The sequence below is a fragment of the Candidatus Omnitrophota bacterium genome, assembly GCA_028716565.1.
Lineage (GTDB): Bacteria > Omnitrophota > Gorgyraeia > Pluralincolimonadales > Pluralincolimonadaceae > Pluralincolimonas.
The window spans coordinates 12,566-30,017 of the sequence record JAQUPL010000004.1 but is presented as its reverse complement, the minus strand read 5'-3'; the positions used below and the strand labels follow the sequence as shown (position 1 = coordinate 30,017).

The following is a 17,452-nucleotide window of genomic DNA, read 5'->3' as shown; positions in this document are numbered from 1 at the left end:
ATGATAGAGGCCAGGGCACTGCGGAAGGTCTATAAGAACGGAGCGAAAGAGCTCGAGGTGCTTAAAGGCGTAGACCTCAAAGTCAAAAGGAGCGAGGTCCTTGCGGTGCTCGGGCCGTCCGGAGCCGGCAAATCGACCCTGCTCCATCTTTTAGGCGGCCTCGATTCGCCGACTGCCGGCGAGGTCCTGATAGGCGGCACCGATATATACTCGCTCGGCGACAACGAGCGCGCGAAAATAAGGAACAGGAAGATAGGTTTCGTTTTCCAGTTCTATCACCTGCTCCCGGAGTTCGACGCGCTGGAGAATGTGATATTGCCGCTGATGATAAAAGGCGGCGGAAGGGACCTGAGGGAGAGGGGAGCCGGATTGCTTAAGGCCGTAGGGCTCGAGGACCGGATGAACCACAGGCCGGGGCAGTTATCCGGCGGGGAACAGCAGCGCGTGGCGATAGCCAGGGCGTTGATAAACGAGCCGGAACTCCTCCTTTGCGACGAGCCGACCGGCAACCTCGATTCCGAGTCGGGAGAAAATATAATTGAATTGTTGTGGGAACTCAACAAAAGTCGTAAAATGACATTAATGATAGTGACCCATGACGCGCAGATAGCCAAGGCCGCGCAGAGGGTCCTGCACATAAGGGACGGAAAAATAATCCAATGACAAGGAGAACAAAATGGCACTGAAAATCTATATCGACGGTAAATTCCACCAGAGCGAGGACGCGAAGATCTCGGTCTTCGACCACGGACTGCTCTACGGCGACGGTGTCTTCGAGGGCATCCGCACCTACGACGGGCTTATTTTCAAGATGAAGGAGCATATCGACAGGCTCTACCAGTCGGCGCACGCCATCATGCTTGAGATCCCGATGTCCAAGGAAGAGATGACCGAGGCGGTCAAGAAGACCCTGCGAGAAAACCAGCTGAAGGATTCTTATATCAGGCTTATCGTCACGCGCGGCATCGGCGACCTTGGGCTCGACCCGAGGAAATGCCCGAAACCGACCGTCGTCATCATAACCGACAAGATCAAGCTCTACCATCAGGAATTATACGAGAAGGGCCTTGAGATCGTGACCATCTCGACGCAGAGGAATATCCACGAGTCTGTCAACCCGCAGATCAAGTCGCTAAATTACCTTAACAATATCCTCGCCAAGGTCGAGGCGATCAACGCGGGCGTCGAGGAGGCGGTCATGCTCAATTCCGAGGGTTATGTCGCGGAATGCACCGGAGATAATATCTTTACCGTCAAGGACGGCTCGCTCTATACCCCGCCTATCCACAGCGGCGTCTTGCGCGGTATCACTCGCGGCGCGGTCATCGATATCGCGCACCTGAAAGAGATCCCCATCCGCGAGGAGGTCCTGACCAGGTACGACCTCTTCAACGCGGATGAGATGTTCCTTACCGGGACCGCGGCCGAGATCATTCCTGTCGTCAAGATGGACAGGCGCAAGATCGGCGACGGCAAACCCGGGAAGATGACGGCGAAACTCATAACGGAATTCCATAAGCTGACAAAGGTCGACGGCGTGAGGTTTTGATGATCTGCCAGGTCTGCGGCAAGAACGAGGCCACGGTCGAGTTCACTGAGATAATTGATGACGAGGTGAAACAGCTCCACCTTTGCGCCGGGTGTGCGAAGGAGAAGGGCATCGAGATGGAGCAGAACTTCAGCATCTCCGACCTTCTTGCCGGGATAAGCGGCCTCGGAGAGAAGCCGTCCGGCGGAGAGCCTCTGTTAAAATGCGGCAAATGCGGCATGACATACACGGACTTCCAGAAGATAGGCCGGCTCGGCTGCGGCGAATGCTACAGTGCGTTCAGGACGAACCTCCTGCCGCTTTTGAAACGCATCCACGGCTCGACCAGGCATATCGGGAAATCACCCAAAGAGATCGACGAGACAGACGGGAAGAAGAAGATATCCGAGGCGCAGGAATTGCGGCAGAAGCTCCAGCGCGCCATCGATATGGAGGAGTTCGAGGAGGCCGCCAGGCTCCGCGACAGGATAAGGGCGCTCGAAAAGAAGGCGAAAGACAAACCATGACGCTCGGCGAGCTCTGGGGCCAGACAGGTGAATGGCTTAGAGGCACCGGCCCGGACACGGATATAATAATGTCCTCCCGGATAAGGCTGGCCAGGAACCTGGCCAAGTACCCTTTCCCGCACTGGGCTTCGGCAGAACAACTAGAGGGTGTCATCTCGGATTTCGAGGGCGCCTATAAGAAGGCGGATTATTTTAAAGGAGCCTTATTTTTAAGGATCGATGAGCTCGACAGCATAGAAAAGCAGATGCTTATCGAGAGGCATCTTATAAGCAGGGAGCAAATAGCCAATCCCGAGCATAAGGCGGTCCTCATAAGCGAACGCGAGGTAATAAGCATCATGGTAAATGAGGAGGACCATCTCCGCATACAGGTCCTCCAGTCGGGCTTCAACCTGCACGACACGTGGAAGCTCGCGGACAAGATAGACGAGGAATTGGAGCAGAACCTCGAATTCGCCGTCTCATCTGACCTGGGTTACCTGACATGCTGCCCGACCAACGTAGGGACCGGATTGAGGGCGTCATGCATGGCGCACCTCCCGGCGCTGGTAATGACGAAACAGGCCGGCAGGATCATTCAGGCGATAAGCAAACTCGGGATGACGGCGCGCGGCCTCTTCGGGGAGGGGACCGAGGCATACGGGAATTTTTTCCAGATATCGAACCAGGTCACTCTCGGGCATTCGGAGGAAGAGACGGTCGACAGCCTCGAGAGGATAATGAAACAGATAATAGAGCAGGAGAACACAGCCAGGAATTCCGTCTTCGCGAACCAGAAACTGCTTTTGGAGGACCGGATATCGAGGTCGCTGGCCGGACTGAAGAGCGCCAAGCTCATAAGCAGCGAAGAGGCGCTGAACCTGCTTTCGATAATAAGGCTCGGCGCGGATCTAGGGATGATAAAGGGGCCGGACCGCAACATGCTAAACGATCTTTTTATACAGATACAACCCGCCCACCTCCAGAAGAAGGAAGGCAAGCGCCTTTCGGCCGAGGAGAGGGACGCGGTGCGCGCGGAATTTATCTCGAGGAAATTCAATATCTAGCCGGTATTTTCAGGAGGATGGTCGATGAACATGTTTTCAAGATTTACCGAAAGGGCGAGGAAGGTCATAATCCTCGCGAAGGAAGAAGCCAAGAGGTTTAATCATGATTACATCGGGACAGAACATATACTGCTGGGGCTGATAAAAGAAGGCGAGGGCGTGGCCGCCGCCGTATTGCAGAATCTCGGCCTTAGTTTAGAGGCCATACGCCTCGAGGTCGAGAAGATAGTCCAGCCCGGCCCGCCGACCGTCGTCTCCGGAGATATCCCTTTTACCCCGAAAGCGAAGAAGGTCATCGAACTCGCGACAGACGAAGCCAGGAACCTCGGGCATAACTATATCGGCACGGAACATTTGCTCCTCGGCCTCATACGAGAAGGTGAGGGAGTGGCGAGCCAGGTCCTCACAAACCTCGGCCTCGACCTCAACAGGGTCAGGCAGGAGGTTATGTCTCTTCTCGGCTCCGCTTCCCCTGGTTTTACGCAGCAACAGGCCCAGGCGAAGACCAAGACCCCGTCACTGGACGCGTTCGGCAGGGACCTGACGACGCTTGCCCGCGACGGGAAGCTCGACCCGGTAATCGGCCGTAAAGACGAAATAGAACGCGTCATCCAGATACTCTCGCGCAGGACGAAGAATAACCCTGTCCTCCTCGGCGAGGCAGGCGTCGGCAAGACCGCGATAGTCGAGGGGCTGGCCCAGAAGATCATAAAGGGCGATATCCCGGAGGTCCTCCGCGACAAGAGGGTGATAATACTCGACCTCGCGATGATGGTGGCCGGCACGAAATACAGGGGCCAGTTCGAGGAGCGCATAAAGGCCGTGATGGACGAGATAAAGCGGTCGGAGAATATAATCATATTTATCGACGAGCTGCATACGCTGGTAGGGGCCGGAGGCGCGGAAGGCGCGATAGACGCGTCAAATATCCTTAAGCCGGCGCTCTCGCGCGGCGAGATACAATGCATCGGCGCGACGACCCTCGACGAATACAGGAAGCACATAGAGAAAGACGCTGCGCTGGAGCGCAGGTTCCAGACTATCATGGTCGAGCCGCCCAGCGTCGACGAGACGATAGAGATATTGAAGGGCTTGAGGGATAAATACGAGGCGCACCACAAGGTGAAATTTACCGATGAGGCGCTAGTGGCTGCGGCCAAGCTTTCCGACCAGTATATATCCGGGCGCTACCTCCCGGATAAGGCGATAGACCTGATAGACGAAGCCGGTTCCCGCGCGCGGTTGAACGTGATGACCACCCCGCCCGACATCAAGGAAGTCGAGAAGGAGATGGACCAGATACGGAAAGAGAAAGAGGCTGCGGTAAAAGGACAGGACTTCGAGAAGGCGGCGGGGCTGCGCGATACGGAACGCGAATTGAAGGCCCGGCTCGAGAAGGTCCGGAAGGAATGGTCGAAATCGAAGGCCGAGGCGTATCCGCAGGTCAGCGAGGAAGATATCGCCGAGATAGTAGCGAAATGGACAGGCATCCCTATAGTGAAGCTCGAGGAGAAAGAGAGCGTAAAACTCCTCAAGATGGAAGAGGACCTACACGGGCGCGTCATCGGGCAGGATGAGGCGATAAACGCGATAGCAAACGCGGTCAGGCGTTCGCGCGCCGGCCTCAAAGATCCGAAACGACCCATAGGCTCGTTCGTCTTCCTCGGGCCGACCGGCGTCGGAAAGACCCTTCTCGCGAAGGCGCTCGCCGGGTTCATGTTCGGCGATGAGGACGCTATAATCCAGGTCGACATGTCCGAATATATGGAAAAGTTCAACGTCTCGAGGTTGGTCGGAGCCCCTCCAGGGTATGTCGGATATGAGGAAGGGGGACAGCTTACCGAGAAGGTGAGGCGCCGCCCGTATTCGGTCGTCCTGCTAGATGAGATCGAGAAGGCACATCCCGACGTATTCAATATACTTTTGCAGGTCCTGGAGGAAGGCAGGCTCACCGATTCTTTCGGGAGGCGGGTGGATTTCAAGAATACGATAGTTATCATGACCTCGAACCTCGGCGCCGAGATGTTCAAGAAGCAGGGCTCGCTCGGGTTCAAGTCCGAGAAGGAAGAGTTGACCTACCAGACGATGAAGACGAAACTCCTCGACGAGGTCAAGAGGACTTTCAAGCCCGAGTTCCTCAACAGGGTCGACGATATAATAGTATTCAAGCCGCTCACCAAGGACGACCTCTATAAGATCGTGGAGCTGGAAGTCGCCGAGGTGAAGAACAGGCTCAAGGAGCAGCACGGCATAATCATCGATCTCAATAAAGGGGCCATCGATTTCATGATCGAAAAGGGGTTCGATCCCGTATACGGCGCGAGGCCGATAAAGAGGACTATACAGAGGTTCCTCGAGGACCCTCTTGCCGAAGAGATAATCTCCGGCAGGTTGCAGAAGGGAAGGACCGTTAAGGTAGGCGCGAAAGCAGGCCATCTGACTTTTGAGTAAACCGAAAGCGGTGTCGATTTGAGACACAGACCAAGGCCGGCGCTGGTCATCCTGGGATTGGCGGCGCTGGCCGTGCTCGTATTCATAGATCTGCAGGGCAGCTATTTTTTCAGGGAATTCAGGGCCAGGTCCCTCGCCATGATGAGGGAGAAGATCGGGCTCGAAGGCGAGATAGCCGGCCTCGAGGGAGGGATATTCAGAGGTATCATCCTCAAGGACGTCAGGCTCTACGGCGCGCCTCCCTCGCAGGCTAAACGGGTCTTCTTCTCTTCGGAAGCGATCGAGCTTAATTACCGGTTATGGGACATAGCCCTCGGGAAATACGGCAAGCTGGAGAAGATAACTTTCGTATCGCCTAAGATATATTTTTTCGGGGCGGAGAATAAGCTGCCTCCGGTCCCGAAGGTTTTCGAGCCGGCGTGGAAAAAGATGGCCGTGTCGATAAAGGACGGCTCTTTTTATAATGCACAGGAAGTCCCGGTCGTAACGGAGGTGAACGGCGATTTCAGGTTGAGCGAGCGCGGCATAGAATCGCAGAACATGGCCGCCAATATCCTGGGGCAGAGGTTAACGGGAAAAGGCAGTGTCGGCTTCCCGGTAGAGAGGTCGGCGGTAAAGATGGAGGGCCTGATAAAGGGCCAGGGTTACACGCTGAAGCTCCAGCTCGACGGCGTCCTCGACAAAGTGTTCGCGCGCGGCTCTTTTGATATATTCGATAAGCTGAACCTGGATTTCTCGGGCAGTATCGCCAAGACCGACGGGGCGCTGGCCTTCAATGATTTCAAGTTCGGACCGGAAGCGATAGTAAGCGGCGTCCTCCAGATGGAGGAGAAGGGTTTTCGCATAAACTTGTATCCGGAGGACGTAAGCGGCAACGCTACGGCGATGGGGGAGGTCAGCAGGTTCTGCATATCGGGGGACTTCGCGAAATTTCCCTATTTTACCCTGACGGTGAACGCCAATCATCTCAAGGCGATGGGATTCGATATCCTGTCGAATTGTTACATTACCGGCAGGCTTAATTATGACGCGAACAATAAACTCGGGTCGGTGACCGGCGATTTCAGCACTTCCGGTTCGGTGATAAATTACGATCCGGTAAGGGAGGTAAAGGGTGCGTATGAATTCAAGGACGGCGTAGTAAAACTGACCGGCGTCAATTACGGAGATGTCGTTTACGCGAACGGCACCGTCGGCGCAGGAGAGAAGGGCGGCCTCGACCTCCATTTTAAATTCAAGGGGGCGCAGCTCGAAGGCCTTACCGACCTCGCGATGGAGAAGGGGGCGGTATCCGGGCTCGTTTTCGGCGATATGAACATCAGTGGCGGCGTCGGCAAGGAGACGAGTATTGACGGCCAGCTCGAGTTCCTTAACGGTAACATAAGCACGGTGCTATACAATTCCGCGAAGATCACTATAAGGGGAAAGAGTTCTGCTATTGAATTTATCGATTCAAAAGTCTATACTGGTGATCAGGTCCTTTTATTCGAAGGAAAGGTGGACCTGCGGGATGTCGGGACGCCGCGCCTCTTCCGCAACGTCCTTATAAAGGCCGACCCGAACACGATCGTGTGGGCGGGTGAGAGTACGATGAAATCGCCGGCCGGCGGGGAATACGCGGCCGGGGCGGACGCGAACGAACAGTTCAAGGTCAACCTGAAGACTTACGAGTCCCAACAGGGCAACCAGGTGCCGCGGCAGGGGACGATGGACGCGGAGACTAAACTCGCGAACCAGGCGAATACGAAATTGAAGATGAAGGAGAACGAGGATTTCTTCGGGGTCGAACACAAGGTGAGGTTCTGATAGTATGAACGGTTGGATAACGACGTTGGGTGAAAGGTTCCTGAATTTTATCCGTTACGCCGGCGGGATATCCGTCCTCTTCGTGCGGACGGTGTTCTGGGTATTCGTGCCGCCGTTCAAGCGCAGGCAGATCCTGGACCAGATGGTCAAGATCGGGGTAGACAGCCTGCCGATAGTCTTCCTCACAAGCCTTTTTACCGGCATGGTCCTGGCCTTACAGAGCGCTTACCAGATGCAGAAGATGGAGGCGAAACTTTATATAGCGAGCCTCGTAGCGCTCTCGATCACGAGGGAATTGGGGCCGGTCCTGACCGCGCTTGTGGTCGCGGGGCGCATCGGCGCTTCGATAGCCGCCGAACTCGGCACTATGAAAGTGACCGAGCAGATAGACGCGCTCGAGACGCTGGCGACGAACCCGATAAAATATCTCGTGGTGCCCAGGTTCATCGCGCTCTTTTTCATGCTGCCGCTGTTGACTATATACGCCGACATCGTAGGCATATTCGGCGGGTATATGATCGGTGTCTGGAGGCTGAACATACTCCATAACCTTTACTGGGACATGACCTGGAACCCGCTTCACATCAAAGATATCGTCACCGGCATCATCAAGGCCTTTGCTTTCGGCGTCATAATATGCATAGTCGCCTGTTACGAGGGCATGAGGGTCGAAGGAGGCGCCGAGGGGGTCGGGGCGGCGACGACTAAGGCGGTCGTCATCTCGTTCATACTCATAATTGCTGCCGACTGCCTCTTTACCGCGTTGTTCTATTTTGGGTTTGCATTTTAAATGATGGCTTGGGTTATGGAGCGAAGCGAGATAAACCCAATGCCAGAATTTAATCCCCGAGGGGATTAACATATGATAGAATTGATAAATGTAAGCAAATCGTTCGAGGACCATGTGGTCCTCGACAATATGAACCTGACGATACAGGACGGCGAGACGATCGTGATCATAGGCCGTTCAGGCATAGGGAAGAGCGTTACCCTGAAACATATAATCGGCTTGATGAAGCCCGATTCCGGGCAGGTCATCGTCGACGGACAGGATATAACCAGGCTCGACGCGAAGGGCCTGAATCAATTGAGGCTGAAATTCGGCATGCTGTTCCAGGGCGCGGCTCTCTTCGATTCCCTGAACGTGCGCGATAACGTGGCATTCAATCTTATAGAGCATAGCAAGATGGACGATAAGGCCATAGACAAGAGGGTGGCCGAATGCCTGGAACTCGTAGGCCTGCGGGGCATAGAACACCTGAGCCCGGCGGAGCTTTCCGGCGGTATGAGGAAGCGCGTCGGCCTCGCCCGCGCGATATGCATGAACCCGAAGATAATCCTTTATGATGAGCCGACGACCGGCGTCGATCCGATAATGGCGGACGCGGTGAACGACCTCATCAAGGACCTTCAGGCGAAGCTGAAGACCACCGCGGTCGCTGTCACGCACGATATGACCTCGGCCTATAAGATAGCCGACAGGATCGCGATGCTCTACAAGGGAAAGATCGTCGAGAGCGGCACGCCGGACGAGATAAAGAACACCAAGAACCCGGTTGTAAAACAGTTCATAACCGGCGCGGCCACAGGGCCGATAACAGAGGACTCATGATGATCATTTTTTCGAGGAGGCTCAGATGAGAAAGATGGACTTGGAATTCAAAGTCGGTATCTTTGTGGCGATAGGCATCGCTATACTGATGTCCATGATCTTTTCGCTGAAGGAGCTCAAGTATGCCCAGCAGAAATATACGATAAAGGTGCGTTTCGGTTTTGCCAACGGCATCGAGGTCGCCGCGCCGGTAAGGGTCGCGGGCGTCCAGGTCGGCGAGGTAAAGAATATCGAGATCGTGGAGAACAAGGAAGCCAACAAGATGGCCGTCGACCTGTATGTCTGGCTCGATAAGAAGATAAAGGTCGAGAAGGACGCAGAGGCGTTCATAAACACGCTCGGGCTCATCGGGGAAAAGTATGTGGAGATCCTTCCGGGCACCCCCGGAAGCGAGGCGTTAAAACCGGGCGAGAGACTTGTGGGCAGGGAGTCGGTGCCGATAGAGAAACTGACCGAGAAGGGCTACGAGATAGCGACCGGTTTGGGCGATACGATAAAACATTTCAATAAGCTTATCGGCGACCCGGAGACGCAGGCTGCGTTCAAGGCGACGATGCTCGACCTCAGGAAATTCATGGCGTCGGCGAACACGGTCATGGACAAGGTCAAGACCGGGGAAGGGACCGTCGGGAAACTATTTATGGACGAGGGCCTGTATAACGAATTGGATGCTTTCGTCAAGGATATTAAGGCTCACCCCTGGAAATTGCTTTCGAAGCCCAGGGGAGAGAAGTAATAAAATAACAAGGGAAGGGAGGTGAAATAAAAATGACATTTACGATCGTGCGCGCTTTTTTTGTGCTTCTTTGCGGCCTGATGGGTTTCGGGATGGGCGATATCTTCAAGACCACGTTCGGCGATCTCTCGCCGGTAATCGGGATATGCCTCGGCGTATTGCTCGGCCTTCTTATAATAGTGCTCGAATTTACATCGAAGAGGGTCTCGGTAAAAGGCCTCTCGGCCGCGGTATTCGGGATAGTTTTCGGTATATTATTCGCCCGGCTTATAATCGAGGTCTTCAAGCTTATGAGCATGCCGGAAGACGTCAACGGCGTTCTTATAGTCATTTTCGCTTATCTGGGTATGGTCATGGCGTTAAGGGGAAAGGACGAGTTCAACATAATAATCCCTTACGTCAAACTTAGGAGGGAGGACCAGCGCGAGGAGATCATAGTCCTCGATACATCCGTAATCATAGACGGCAGGATCGCCGACATATGCCATACGAAGTTCATAGAGGGGAAATTGGTCATCCCGAGGTTCGTGCTTAAGGAGTTGCAGCAGATAGCCGATTCGGCGGACCCGATCAAGAGGAACCGCGGCAGGCGCGGCCTCGATATGCTTAACAAGATCCGCAAGTCCGGGCATATGGAAGTAAAGATACATGAGGAGGACCTTCCGGAGATCCACGACGTCGACGCGAAACTCATAAAACTCGCGAAGATGCTCAACGCCAAGGTCTTCACTAACGACTATAACCTCAACAAGATTGCCGAGCTCCAGGGCGTGTCGGTCCTCAACATAAATGAGCTCGCCAACGCGCTGAAACCCGTGGTCATACCGGGCGAGTTGATGGAGGCGAAGATAGTAAAGGAAGGCAAAGAGTATAACCAGGCGGTCGCGTATCTCGATGACGGGACTATGGTGGTCATCGACAACGCCAGGCACCTGATAGGGCAGACGGTGAAGGTCATAGTCACGTCGGTCCTTCAGACGGCGGCGGGAAGGATGATATTCGCGAAGCTGGAATCACAGCGATAGGAGGCCGAAGATGAAAGTGGCTGCGATAGTGGCAGCGGCAGGAAAAGGCGAACGGCTTAAGTCGAAAGTCCATAAGCCTTTTGTGGCGCTCGGGAAGGACCCGATATTGCTGCACGCGTTGAGGGTCCTGGATAATTCGAACCTGGTCGGCGAGATAATCGTCGTCGCGCACCAGGCCGACCTCCCGAAGGCGCGGCTGCTTCTCAAAAAGGCCAAACTGAAGAAATTCAAGGAACTTGTCGCGGGCGGGAAGCGCCGTATGGATTCGGTCAAGAACGGGCTTTCCGCCGTCAGCGAAGACGTCGATTATGTCATCATACACGACGGCTGCAGGCCGTTCATAGACAACAAGATGATATCTTCGGTGCTCGGCGCGGCCGAGACGTTCGGCGCGGCTATCGCCGCCATGCCGGTCAAACCGACCATAAAAGAGGTGGAGAAGGGGAATTTTGTCGCGGCGACGCTCAAGAGGGAGACGTTGGTCGACGTCCAGACTCCACAGGCCTTCAGGAGGGACCTCCTTTTAAGGGCATACGATAAGGCTTTCGCCGAAGGCGCAGAGGGCGCGGAAGCGACCGACGACTCGGCGCTGGTCGAGAGGATGGGTATAAAAGTGAAGGTCGTGGACGGCTCATATAAGAACATTAAGATAACGACGCAGGAAGACCTTAGATACGCCAAAATGCTAATGGGTGAAAAATGAGAATAGGGCTCGGTTATGATATCCACAGGCTTATCGAAGGGCGAAAGCTGTTCTTGGGAGGCGTTGAGATCCCTTATGTGAAGGGCCTCGACGGCTATTCGGATGCCGACGTCCTTTTGCACGCGATATGCGACGCGATATTGGGCGCCATGGGAAAGGACGATATCGGCATACATTTTCCGAATAACGACCCGCAGTTCAAAGGCATAAGCAGCCTCGAATTACTGCATAAGGTAGCGGTGCTGGCCGAGAAGTCCGGTTATAAAATAATAAACGTCGATTCTACCCTCATCCTGGAAGAGCCGAAGATCCTGCCTTTCAAGGCGAGGATGAAGAAGACCCTTGCCTCGGTATTGGGGATAGACGGGGACCGGATAAACATAAAGGCCACCACCCAGGAAGGCGTGGGCGCGATCGGCCGCGGAGAGGCGATAGCCGCTTACGCAGTAGCTTCTGTTGAGGAGATAAAATAGATGCAAGTCTTATTGATAGTGGTATTGGCGCTCATCGTGATAGCCGCGATCAAGTTCCGGCTTATCTCGATGATATTCAAGGGGGAGATCAAGGCGGTCTTCGAGCGCGACCCGGCCGCTAAGAGTACGTTTGAGGTGATACTGCTTTATTCCGGCCTCCACGCGATCATATATTACAGGATGTCGCACGCGCTGTACCGCGCGGGCGTGCCTTTGCTCCCGCGGATGATATCGCAATACGCAAGGTTCCTGACCGGAATAGAAATACATCCGGGCGCCGAGATCGGGAAAGGGCTTTTCATAGACCACGGCATGGGAGTCGTCATCGGCGAGACGGCTATAATAGGCGATAACGTCACCCTGTACCAGGGCGTGACCCTCGGCGGCACCGGCAAGGAGAAGGGCAAGCGCCATCCGACGCTGGGCAATAATGTCGTAGTCGGCACAGGCGCGAAGGTGCTTGGAAATATAAAGATAGGCAACGACGTCCTGATAGGCGCCAATGCCGTCGTCGTCAAAGATGTGCCGGATGATTCGACTGTCGTCGGCGTCCCCGGAAGGATCGTCAAGCAGGAAGGCAAGATAGTCCACGGCATAAGGCTCGACCATACGAACCTGCCTGATCCGTTAGTGCAGGCATTGCAGCACCTCCAGGACGAGATAGACCGGATAAACGGACACATAAAGAAGCAACATTAGGACCTTAAATAGATTTCATGCCCATCCTCATACATAACACCCTGACACGCAAGCTCGAAGAGTTCAAACCCATCAGGGCCGGGGAAGCCCGCATGTACGTCTGCGGCGTCACGGTCTATGATGAATGCCACCTCGGCCACGCCAGGAGCGCCTTCATATTCGATTTCATCAGGAATTACCTCGGATACCGCGGATATAAAGTAACGTTCATAAAAAATATCACCGACGTAGACGACAAGATAATAAACAGGGCGCGCTCCGAGATCGAAGATAAAAATTCCCCGCTCTTCGGCAAGGACCTGAACAGCGCAGTAAAAGATATCGCCCAACGGTACACGGAGAGTTTTTACGGGGATATGGCGTCCCTGGGCATCGCCAAGGCCGACAAGGAACCGAAGGCGACCGAGCACATAAAAGATATAATAAAAATGATAGCCGTCATTATAGACAAAGGTTATGCGTATACCGCGGGCGGAGATGTTTATTTTGACGTGAGGAAGTCAGGCGGTTACGGGAAGCTATCGAACCAGGATAAGGACCAGATGCTGGAAGGCACGAGGGCTGAGACGACCGAAAAGAAAAAGGACGCCCTCGATTTCGCGCTGTGGAAATCCGCGAAGGCTAACGAGCCGGAGTGGGATTCACCGTGGGGCAAGGGCAGGCCGGGCTGGCATATAGAGTGTTCGGCGATGTCGACGAAGTACCTGGGCGACAACTTCGATATCCACGGCGGCGGGCGCGACCTGATATTCCCGCACCATGAGAACGAAATCGCTCAGTCGGAATGTGCAACAGGAAAGTCCTTCGCGAATTACTGGATACATAACGGGCTTTTGACGATAAACGGCGATAAGATGTCCAAATCGCTCGGCAATTATGTTTCGATCAAGGATGTCCTCGCGCGTTATCCCTCGGACGTCCTGAAGATATTCTTTCTCGGCGCGCATTATTCGCACCCGGTAGATTTCACGTGGGAGAAGATGGAAGCGGCGAAGAGCGCCTACGAAAGATTCCTTGTCCTGTTTGACAAAATAGAGAGGCGCTTCGCCGGGAAGAAGGCTGCCGCGGCGAAAAATAACGGCGAGATAGACGGATTAAAAGCCGCGTTCGAGTCCGGCATGGACGATAATTTCAATACGCCTGCCGCCTTGGGGGCGCTCTTCGATCTGGTCAGCGCCGGGAACAAAATACTTGATAGAAATGAAGACGCTTCTGTGATAAAATATCTTGAAAATACCGTTCGGGAACTGGGCGGTATCCTGGGCTTAAGCTTCAAGGCAGCATCAAAGGGTATGTCGGATAATGAGATACAGAAACTGGTCGACGCCCGCATAGAGGCGAAGAAGAAGAAGGATTTCAAGGAATCCGACAGGATAAGGGAAGAGCTGTCCGGGAAGGGCATCATCTTGGAAGACGACAAAGAAAAGACTTACTGGAGGCGCAAGGTATAGATGGCACTTAAGGCACGCGGAAAAGAGACGCTCGCGGCGTATTTATTCCTTTCACCGAACCTCATCGGGTTCATGATCTTTACTTTCCTGCCGGTCTTCGTCTCTCTATTTTTGAGTTTCTATAAATGGGACATCTTTAATCCGCCCGAATTTGTCGGCATACGTAATTTCATCAATCTGCTTGGTTTCCATTCCGAAAACGGAAGGTTCATGGCCAACGACCAGAGGTTTTGGCAATGTCTTTGGAATACGGTCTTCCTGATGTTTTCGATTCCTCTTTGCATGATGGCGTCCCTCGGCCTGGCGATCGCGCTCAACCGCAAGATCAAAGGCGAGTCGGTCTTCAGGACGCTCTTCTTCCTGCCTTCGATATGCCCGGGAGTGGCCGTGGCCATACTCTGGCTGTGGATATTCAATCCCGATTTCGGGATGCTCAACAATATAATATACTGGATCGGGAAGTTCCTCGGCTTCGTTATACCCGGGCCGTTATGGCTCAATTCCCCGGGATGGGCGAAACCCTCTTTAATGTTAATGAATTTTTGGTTATCCATCGGCGGTTTTAACATGATACTTTATTTAGCCGCTCTACAGGGTATTCCGAAAGACTTCTACGAAGCCGCGGAAATCGACGGAGCGAACGGCTGGCAGAAGTTCTGGGCGATAACCTGGCCACAGATAAGCCCGACAACGTTCTTCATATTCATAATGAGCATAATTAACGGGTTCCAGGGCGGTTTCATGCAGGCGTATGTAATGACCGGCGGCGGTCCCGGCCTGGCAACCACCACAATCGAGTATTATGTATTTAATAACCTTTTTACATGGCAGAACGTCGGTTATGCGGCGTCGATCGCGTGGTTCCTCTTCATCGTGATATTTGCCGTCTCGCTCGTCAATTGGAGATACGGCGGGAAGCTTGTCCATTACTAAGGGACGGACCATATGGCAGAAAAGAAAATAAAGCGCAGGAGCGCGGCGGGTTCCAAGGAAAAGAGACTGCAGCTTTTCGCTTATGCGGTCCTGGTCATCGGCGCCATTTCGATGATAATGCCTTTCCTGTGGATGACGACGACTTCACTGAAGACGCTGAACGCAATATTTGTCCAGCCCAAGAACTGGATACAGATGTTCGTTCCCACAATGTTCAGATGGGAGAACTATGCCGAGGCCTTCAGGGTGGTGCCGTTCGCGAAATTTTATATGAACTCTATAATAGTAGGCCTCGCCGTCACGTTCGGACAGGTCTTAACAAGTTCCTTGGCGGCTTACGCGTTCTCGCGCCTTACTTTCCCCGGCAGAGACAAACTCTTTTTCGCCTACCTGGCGACTATGATGATCCCAGGATCGGTCACGATCATACCCGTCTATGTGCTAATGAGGATCTTTGGGTGGGTGGATACATATAAAGCCCTGATTATACCTACGATATTCTCCGCTTACGGGACGTTCATGCTCAGGCAGTTCTTCATGACATTGCCGAAGGACCTTGAAGATGCGGCGAAGATAGACGGATGCAGCTTTTTCCGCATATTCTGGACGATAATATTGCCTCTCTCGAAACCGGCCCTGGCGACGCTGACTGTCTTTACCTTCATGGGTAATTGGGGAAGTTTTATGTGGCCTCTCCTGGTTACTAACACCGACGCCATGAAGACGCTGCCGATAGGGCTGGAATCGTTCAAGACACAGTACTCGACCGACTGGCATCTCCTGATGGCGGGTTCGGTCATGGCTATGCTGCCCATCGTCATAATCTTCATCTTCACCCAGCGCTACTTCGTCGAGTCGATAAAGCTCACCGGCGTAAAAGGATAACGGATGCGGCGCGGAAAATTCATCACTATCGAAGGCCCGGAAGGGTCCGGGAAATCTACGCATTCGCGCCTGCTTTGCGCCCGCCTGAAGAAAGGCGGCCTCAGGGTGCTGCATACGCGCGAGCCCGGCGGCACTAAGATCGGCGAAGCGGTCCGCAAGTTGCTCCTCGACAAGAAGAACAAAAAGATGTCGGCCGCCTGCGAACTCTTCCTGTTTCTCGCGGCGCGCGCGCAGATAGTCGAGGAGATAATAAGGCCCGCGCTGGCCAAGGGATATATCGTGGTCTGCGACAGGTTTCATGACGCGACGGTTGCCTACCAGGGTTACGGCGCAGGCCTCGGCCTGAAATTGATCGATTCGGCGGGCAGGCTCGCGACAGGCGGGCTTAAACCCGACCTGACGATATTGCTCGACGTGGAGACAAAAACCGGGCTGAAACGCGCCGGGGTAAAAGACAGGATGGAGATAAAACCCGTCCGGTTCCATAAGAAGGTCAGGGACGGTTACCTGAAGATAGCGAAAAGGGAACCGCGCAGGATAAAAGTGATCCGGACGACCGACGCGCCGGTCACCGCGGTCCAGGATAAAATAAGAAGAGCCGTATTGCATGTCATTTAACAAGGTCATCGGACAGGAACTCGCCGCAGGCCTTTTGAAGAAAGCCATAGAAGAAAGACGCCTCGCGCACGCGTACCTTTTTATAGGCCCGGAAGGCGTGGGCAAGTCGCTTTTGGCGAAGGTCTTTGCCGCGGCGCTCAATTGCGAAAGGGGAGGCGCCGAGCCTTGCGGTGAGTGCGTCCCCTGCAAAAAGATAGAAGCCGGGATACATCCCGACGCCGTCGTCCTCTCCCCGGAAGGGAAATCATCGCAGATAGGCATCGACGCGATCCGCAAGATAGAGGGCGCGTTGTCGCTTAAGCCTTACGAGGGGCGGACGAAAGTCTTCACCATCGACGGCGCCGACAAGATGACCGAGGAGGCTGCGAACTCGCTGTTGAAGACCCTCGAGGAACCGCCGAAAGACACGATCCTCGTGCTGCTCGCCTCGAACATGTTCAAGCTGCAGCCGACGATAGTATCGCGGTGCCAGAAGGTCCTCTTCCATCCGTTGGGCGAGCGCGCGATAATGAAAGAACTCATAGAAAGATATGGGCTCGACGAGAAGAAGGCGGCCTGCGTCTCCAGGTTCTCCGAAGGCCGTCTCGGCAGGGCGATAGAGGTACTCGAAGGCGAGGCGCTGGCCAAGAGGAACAAAGTAGTAGACGAATTTTTGACGCCGAAGCAGTTCGGCTATGAGGATACGTGGCTGTACGGCGAGCCGCGCGATAAGATAAACGAGACGCTGAACGCGCTAGCCGTATATTTCAGGGACCTTTTGGTATTCAGCCTCTCGAAGGACCAGGGCCTGCTCGTTAACCTTGACAGGGCCGCGGATATAGCGCGCGACGCCGCGAGATATCCGGCAGAGAGGCTCGAGAGGATAATCGAGATAATCGCCGACACGCAGGAGCAGATAAAGAGGAACGCCAACATAAAGATCGCGCTCTCCTGCATGCGGCTTAACATAACTTAGGGGA

General features: G+C 54.2%; 18 protein-coding genes. All 18 read left to right on the top strand.

Annotation, left to right across the window (positions count from 1 at the left end):
* The 18 genes from PHO67_05355 (at nt 1) to holB (ending at nt 17,448) form a co-directional block, all read left to right on the top strand.
* Nucleotides 1-663 (top strand): ABC transporter ATP-binding protein, encoded by a 663-nt coding sequence (locus tag PHO67_05355; protein MDD5546563.1) that lies wholly within the window; start codon nt 1-3, stop codon nt 661-663.
* Nucleotides 664-676: 13 nt separating this feature from the next.
* A complete protein-coding gene (gene ilvE / locus PHO67_05350; GenBank protein ID MDD5546562.1) occupies nt 677-1,549 on the top strand; it encodes a branched-chain-amino-acid transaminase in 873 nt (290 codons plus the stop codon).
* A complete protein-coding gene (locus PHO67_05345; protein ID MDD5546561.1) occupies nt 1,549-2,055 on the top strand; it encodes a UvrB/UvrC motif-containing protein in 507 nt (168 codons plus the stop codon). Before ilvE ends, PHO67_05345 begins: the two co-directional genes overlap by 1 nt.
* A complete protein-coding gene (locus tag PHO67_05340) occupies nt 2,052-3,101 on the top strand; it encodes a protein arginine kinase (GenBank protein ID MDD5546560.1) in 1,050 nt (349 codons plus the stop codon). Before PHO67_05345 ends, PHO67_05340 begins: the two co-directional genes overlap by 4 nt.
* A gap of 30 nt (nt 3,102-3,131) precedes the next feature.
* Nucleotides 3,132-5,552 carry an ATP-dependent Clp protease ATP-binding subunit gene (locus tag PHO67_05335; GenBank protein MDD5546559.1) on the top strand — a complete coding sequence of 807 codons (2,421 nt, stop codon included), beginning with the start codon at nt 3,132-3,134 and terminating at the stop codon, nt 5,550-5,552.
* An 18-nt stretch (nt 5,553-5,570) separates the two neighbouring features.
* Nucleotides 5,571-7,358 (top strand): hypothetical protein, encoded by a 1,788-nt coding sequence (locus PHO67_05330; protein ID MDD5546558.1) that lies wholly within the window; start codon nt 5,571-5,573, stop codon nt 7,356-7,358.
* Nucleotides 7,359-7,362: 4 nt separating this feature from the next.
* Entirely contained in the window at nt 7,363-8,148 is a 786-nt protein-coding gene (locus PHO67_05325) for an ABC transporter permease (protein ID MDD5546557.1), read from the top strand.
* 72 nt (nt 8,149-8,220) lie between these two features.
* Nucleotides 8,221-8,970: an ABC transporter ATP-binding protein gene (locus PHO67_05320; GenBank protein ID MDD5546556.1), complete on the top strand. Its 750-nt coding sequence runs from the start codon at nt 8,221-8,223 to the stop codon at nt 8,968-8,970.
* 25 nt (nt 8,971-8,995) lie between these two features.
* Nucleotides 8,996-9,706, top strand: a complete 711-nt coding sequence (locus PHO67_05315) for an MlaD family protein (GenBank protein MDD5546555.1) — start codon at nt 8,996-8,998, stop codon at nt 9,704-9,706.
* Between the two features lie 32 nt (nt 9,707-9,738).
* Nucleotides 9,739-10,731, top strand: coding sequence for a PIN domain-containing protein (locus tag PHO67_05310; protein MDD5546554.1), 993 nt, complete (start codon nt 9,739-9,741; stop codon nt 10,729-10,731).
* A 10-nt stretch (nt 10,732-10,741) separates the two neighbouring features.
* Nucleotides 10,742-11,434 (top strand): 2-C-methyl-D-erythritol 4-phosphate cytidylyltransferase, encoded by a 693-nt coding sequence (gene ispD / locus PHO67_05305; protein ID MDD5546553.1) that lies wholly within the window; start codon nt 10,742-10,744, stop codon nt 11,432-11,434.
* Nucleotides 11,431-11,907: a 2-C-methyl-D-erythritol 2,4-cyclodiphosphate synthase gene (ispF, locus tag PHO67_05300; protein ID MDD5546552.1), complete on the top strand. Its 477-nt coding sequence runs from the start codon at nt 11,431-11,433 to the stop codon at nt 11,905-11,907. The genes ispD and ispF overlap by 4 nt, the downstream gene beginning before the upstream one ends.
* 69 nt (nt 11,908-11,976) lie before the next feature.
* Nucleotides 11,977-12,606, top strand: coding sequence for a serine O-acetyltransferase (cysE, locus tag PHO67_05295; protein ID MDD5546551.1), 630 nt, complete (start codon nt 11,977-11,979; stop codon nt 12,604-12,606).
* Between the two features lie 17 nt (nt 12,607-12,623).
* Nucleotides 12,624-14,057, top strand: a complete 1,434-nt coding sequence (gene cysS / locus PHO67_05290; protein ID MDD5546550.1) for a cysteine--tRNA ligase — start codon at nt 12,624-12,626, stop codon at nt 14,055-14,057.
* On the top strand, nt 14,058-14,990 hold the full coding sequence (locus tag PHO67_05285) for a sugar ABC transporter permease (protein MDD5546549.1): 933 nt from the start codon (nt 14,058-14,060) through the stop codon (nt 14,988-14,990).
* Nucleotides 14,991-15,002: 12 nt separating this feature from the next.
* Nucleotides 15,003-15,875 (top strand): carbohydrate ABC transporter permease, encoded by an 873-nt coding sequence (locus tag PHO67_05280; protein ID MDD5546548.1) that lies wholly within the window; start codon nt 15,003-15,005, stop codon nt 15,873-15,875.
* Nucleotides 15,876-15,878: 3 nt separating this feature from the next.
* A complete protein-coding gene (tmk, locus tag PHO67_05275; protein ID MDD5546547.1) occupies nt 15,879-16,493 on the top strand; it encodes a dTMP kinase in 615 nt (204 codons plus the stop codon).
* Nucleotides 16,483-17,448, top strand: coding sequence for a DNA polymerase III subunit delta' (gene holB, locus PHO67_05270; GenBank protein ID MDD5546546.1), 966 nt, complete (start codon nt 16,483-16,485; stop codon nt 17,446-17,448). Before tmk ends, holB begins: the two co-directional genes overlap by 11 nt.
* The last annotated feature ends 4 nt before the right edge of the window (nt 17,449-17,452 follow it).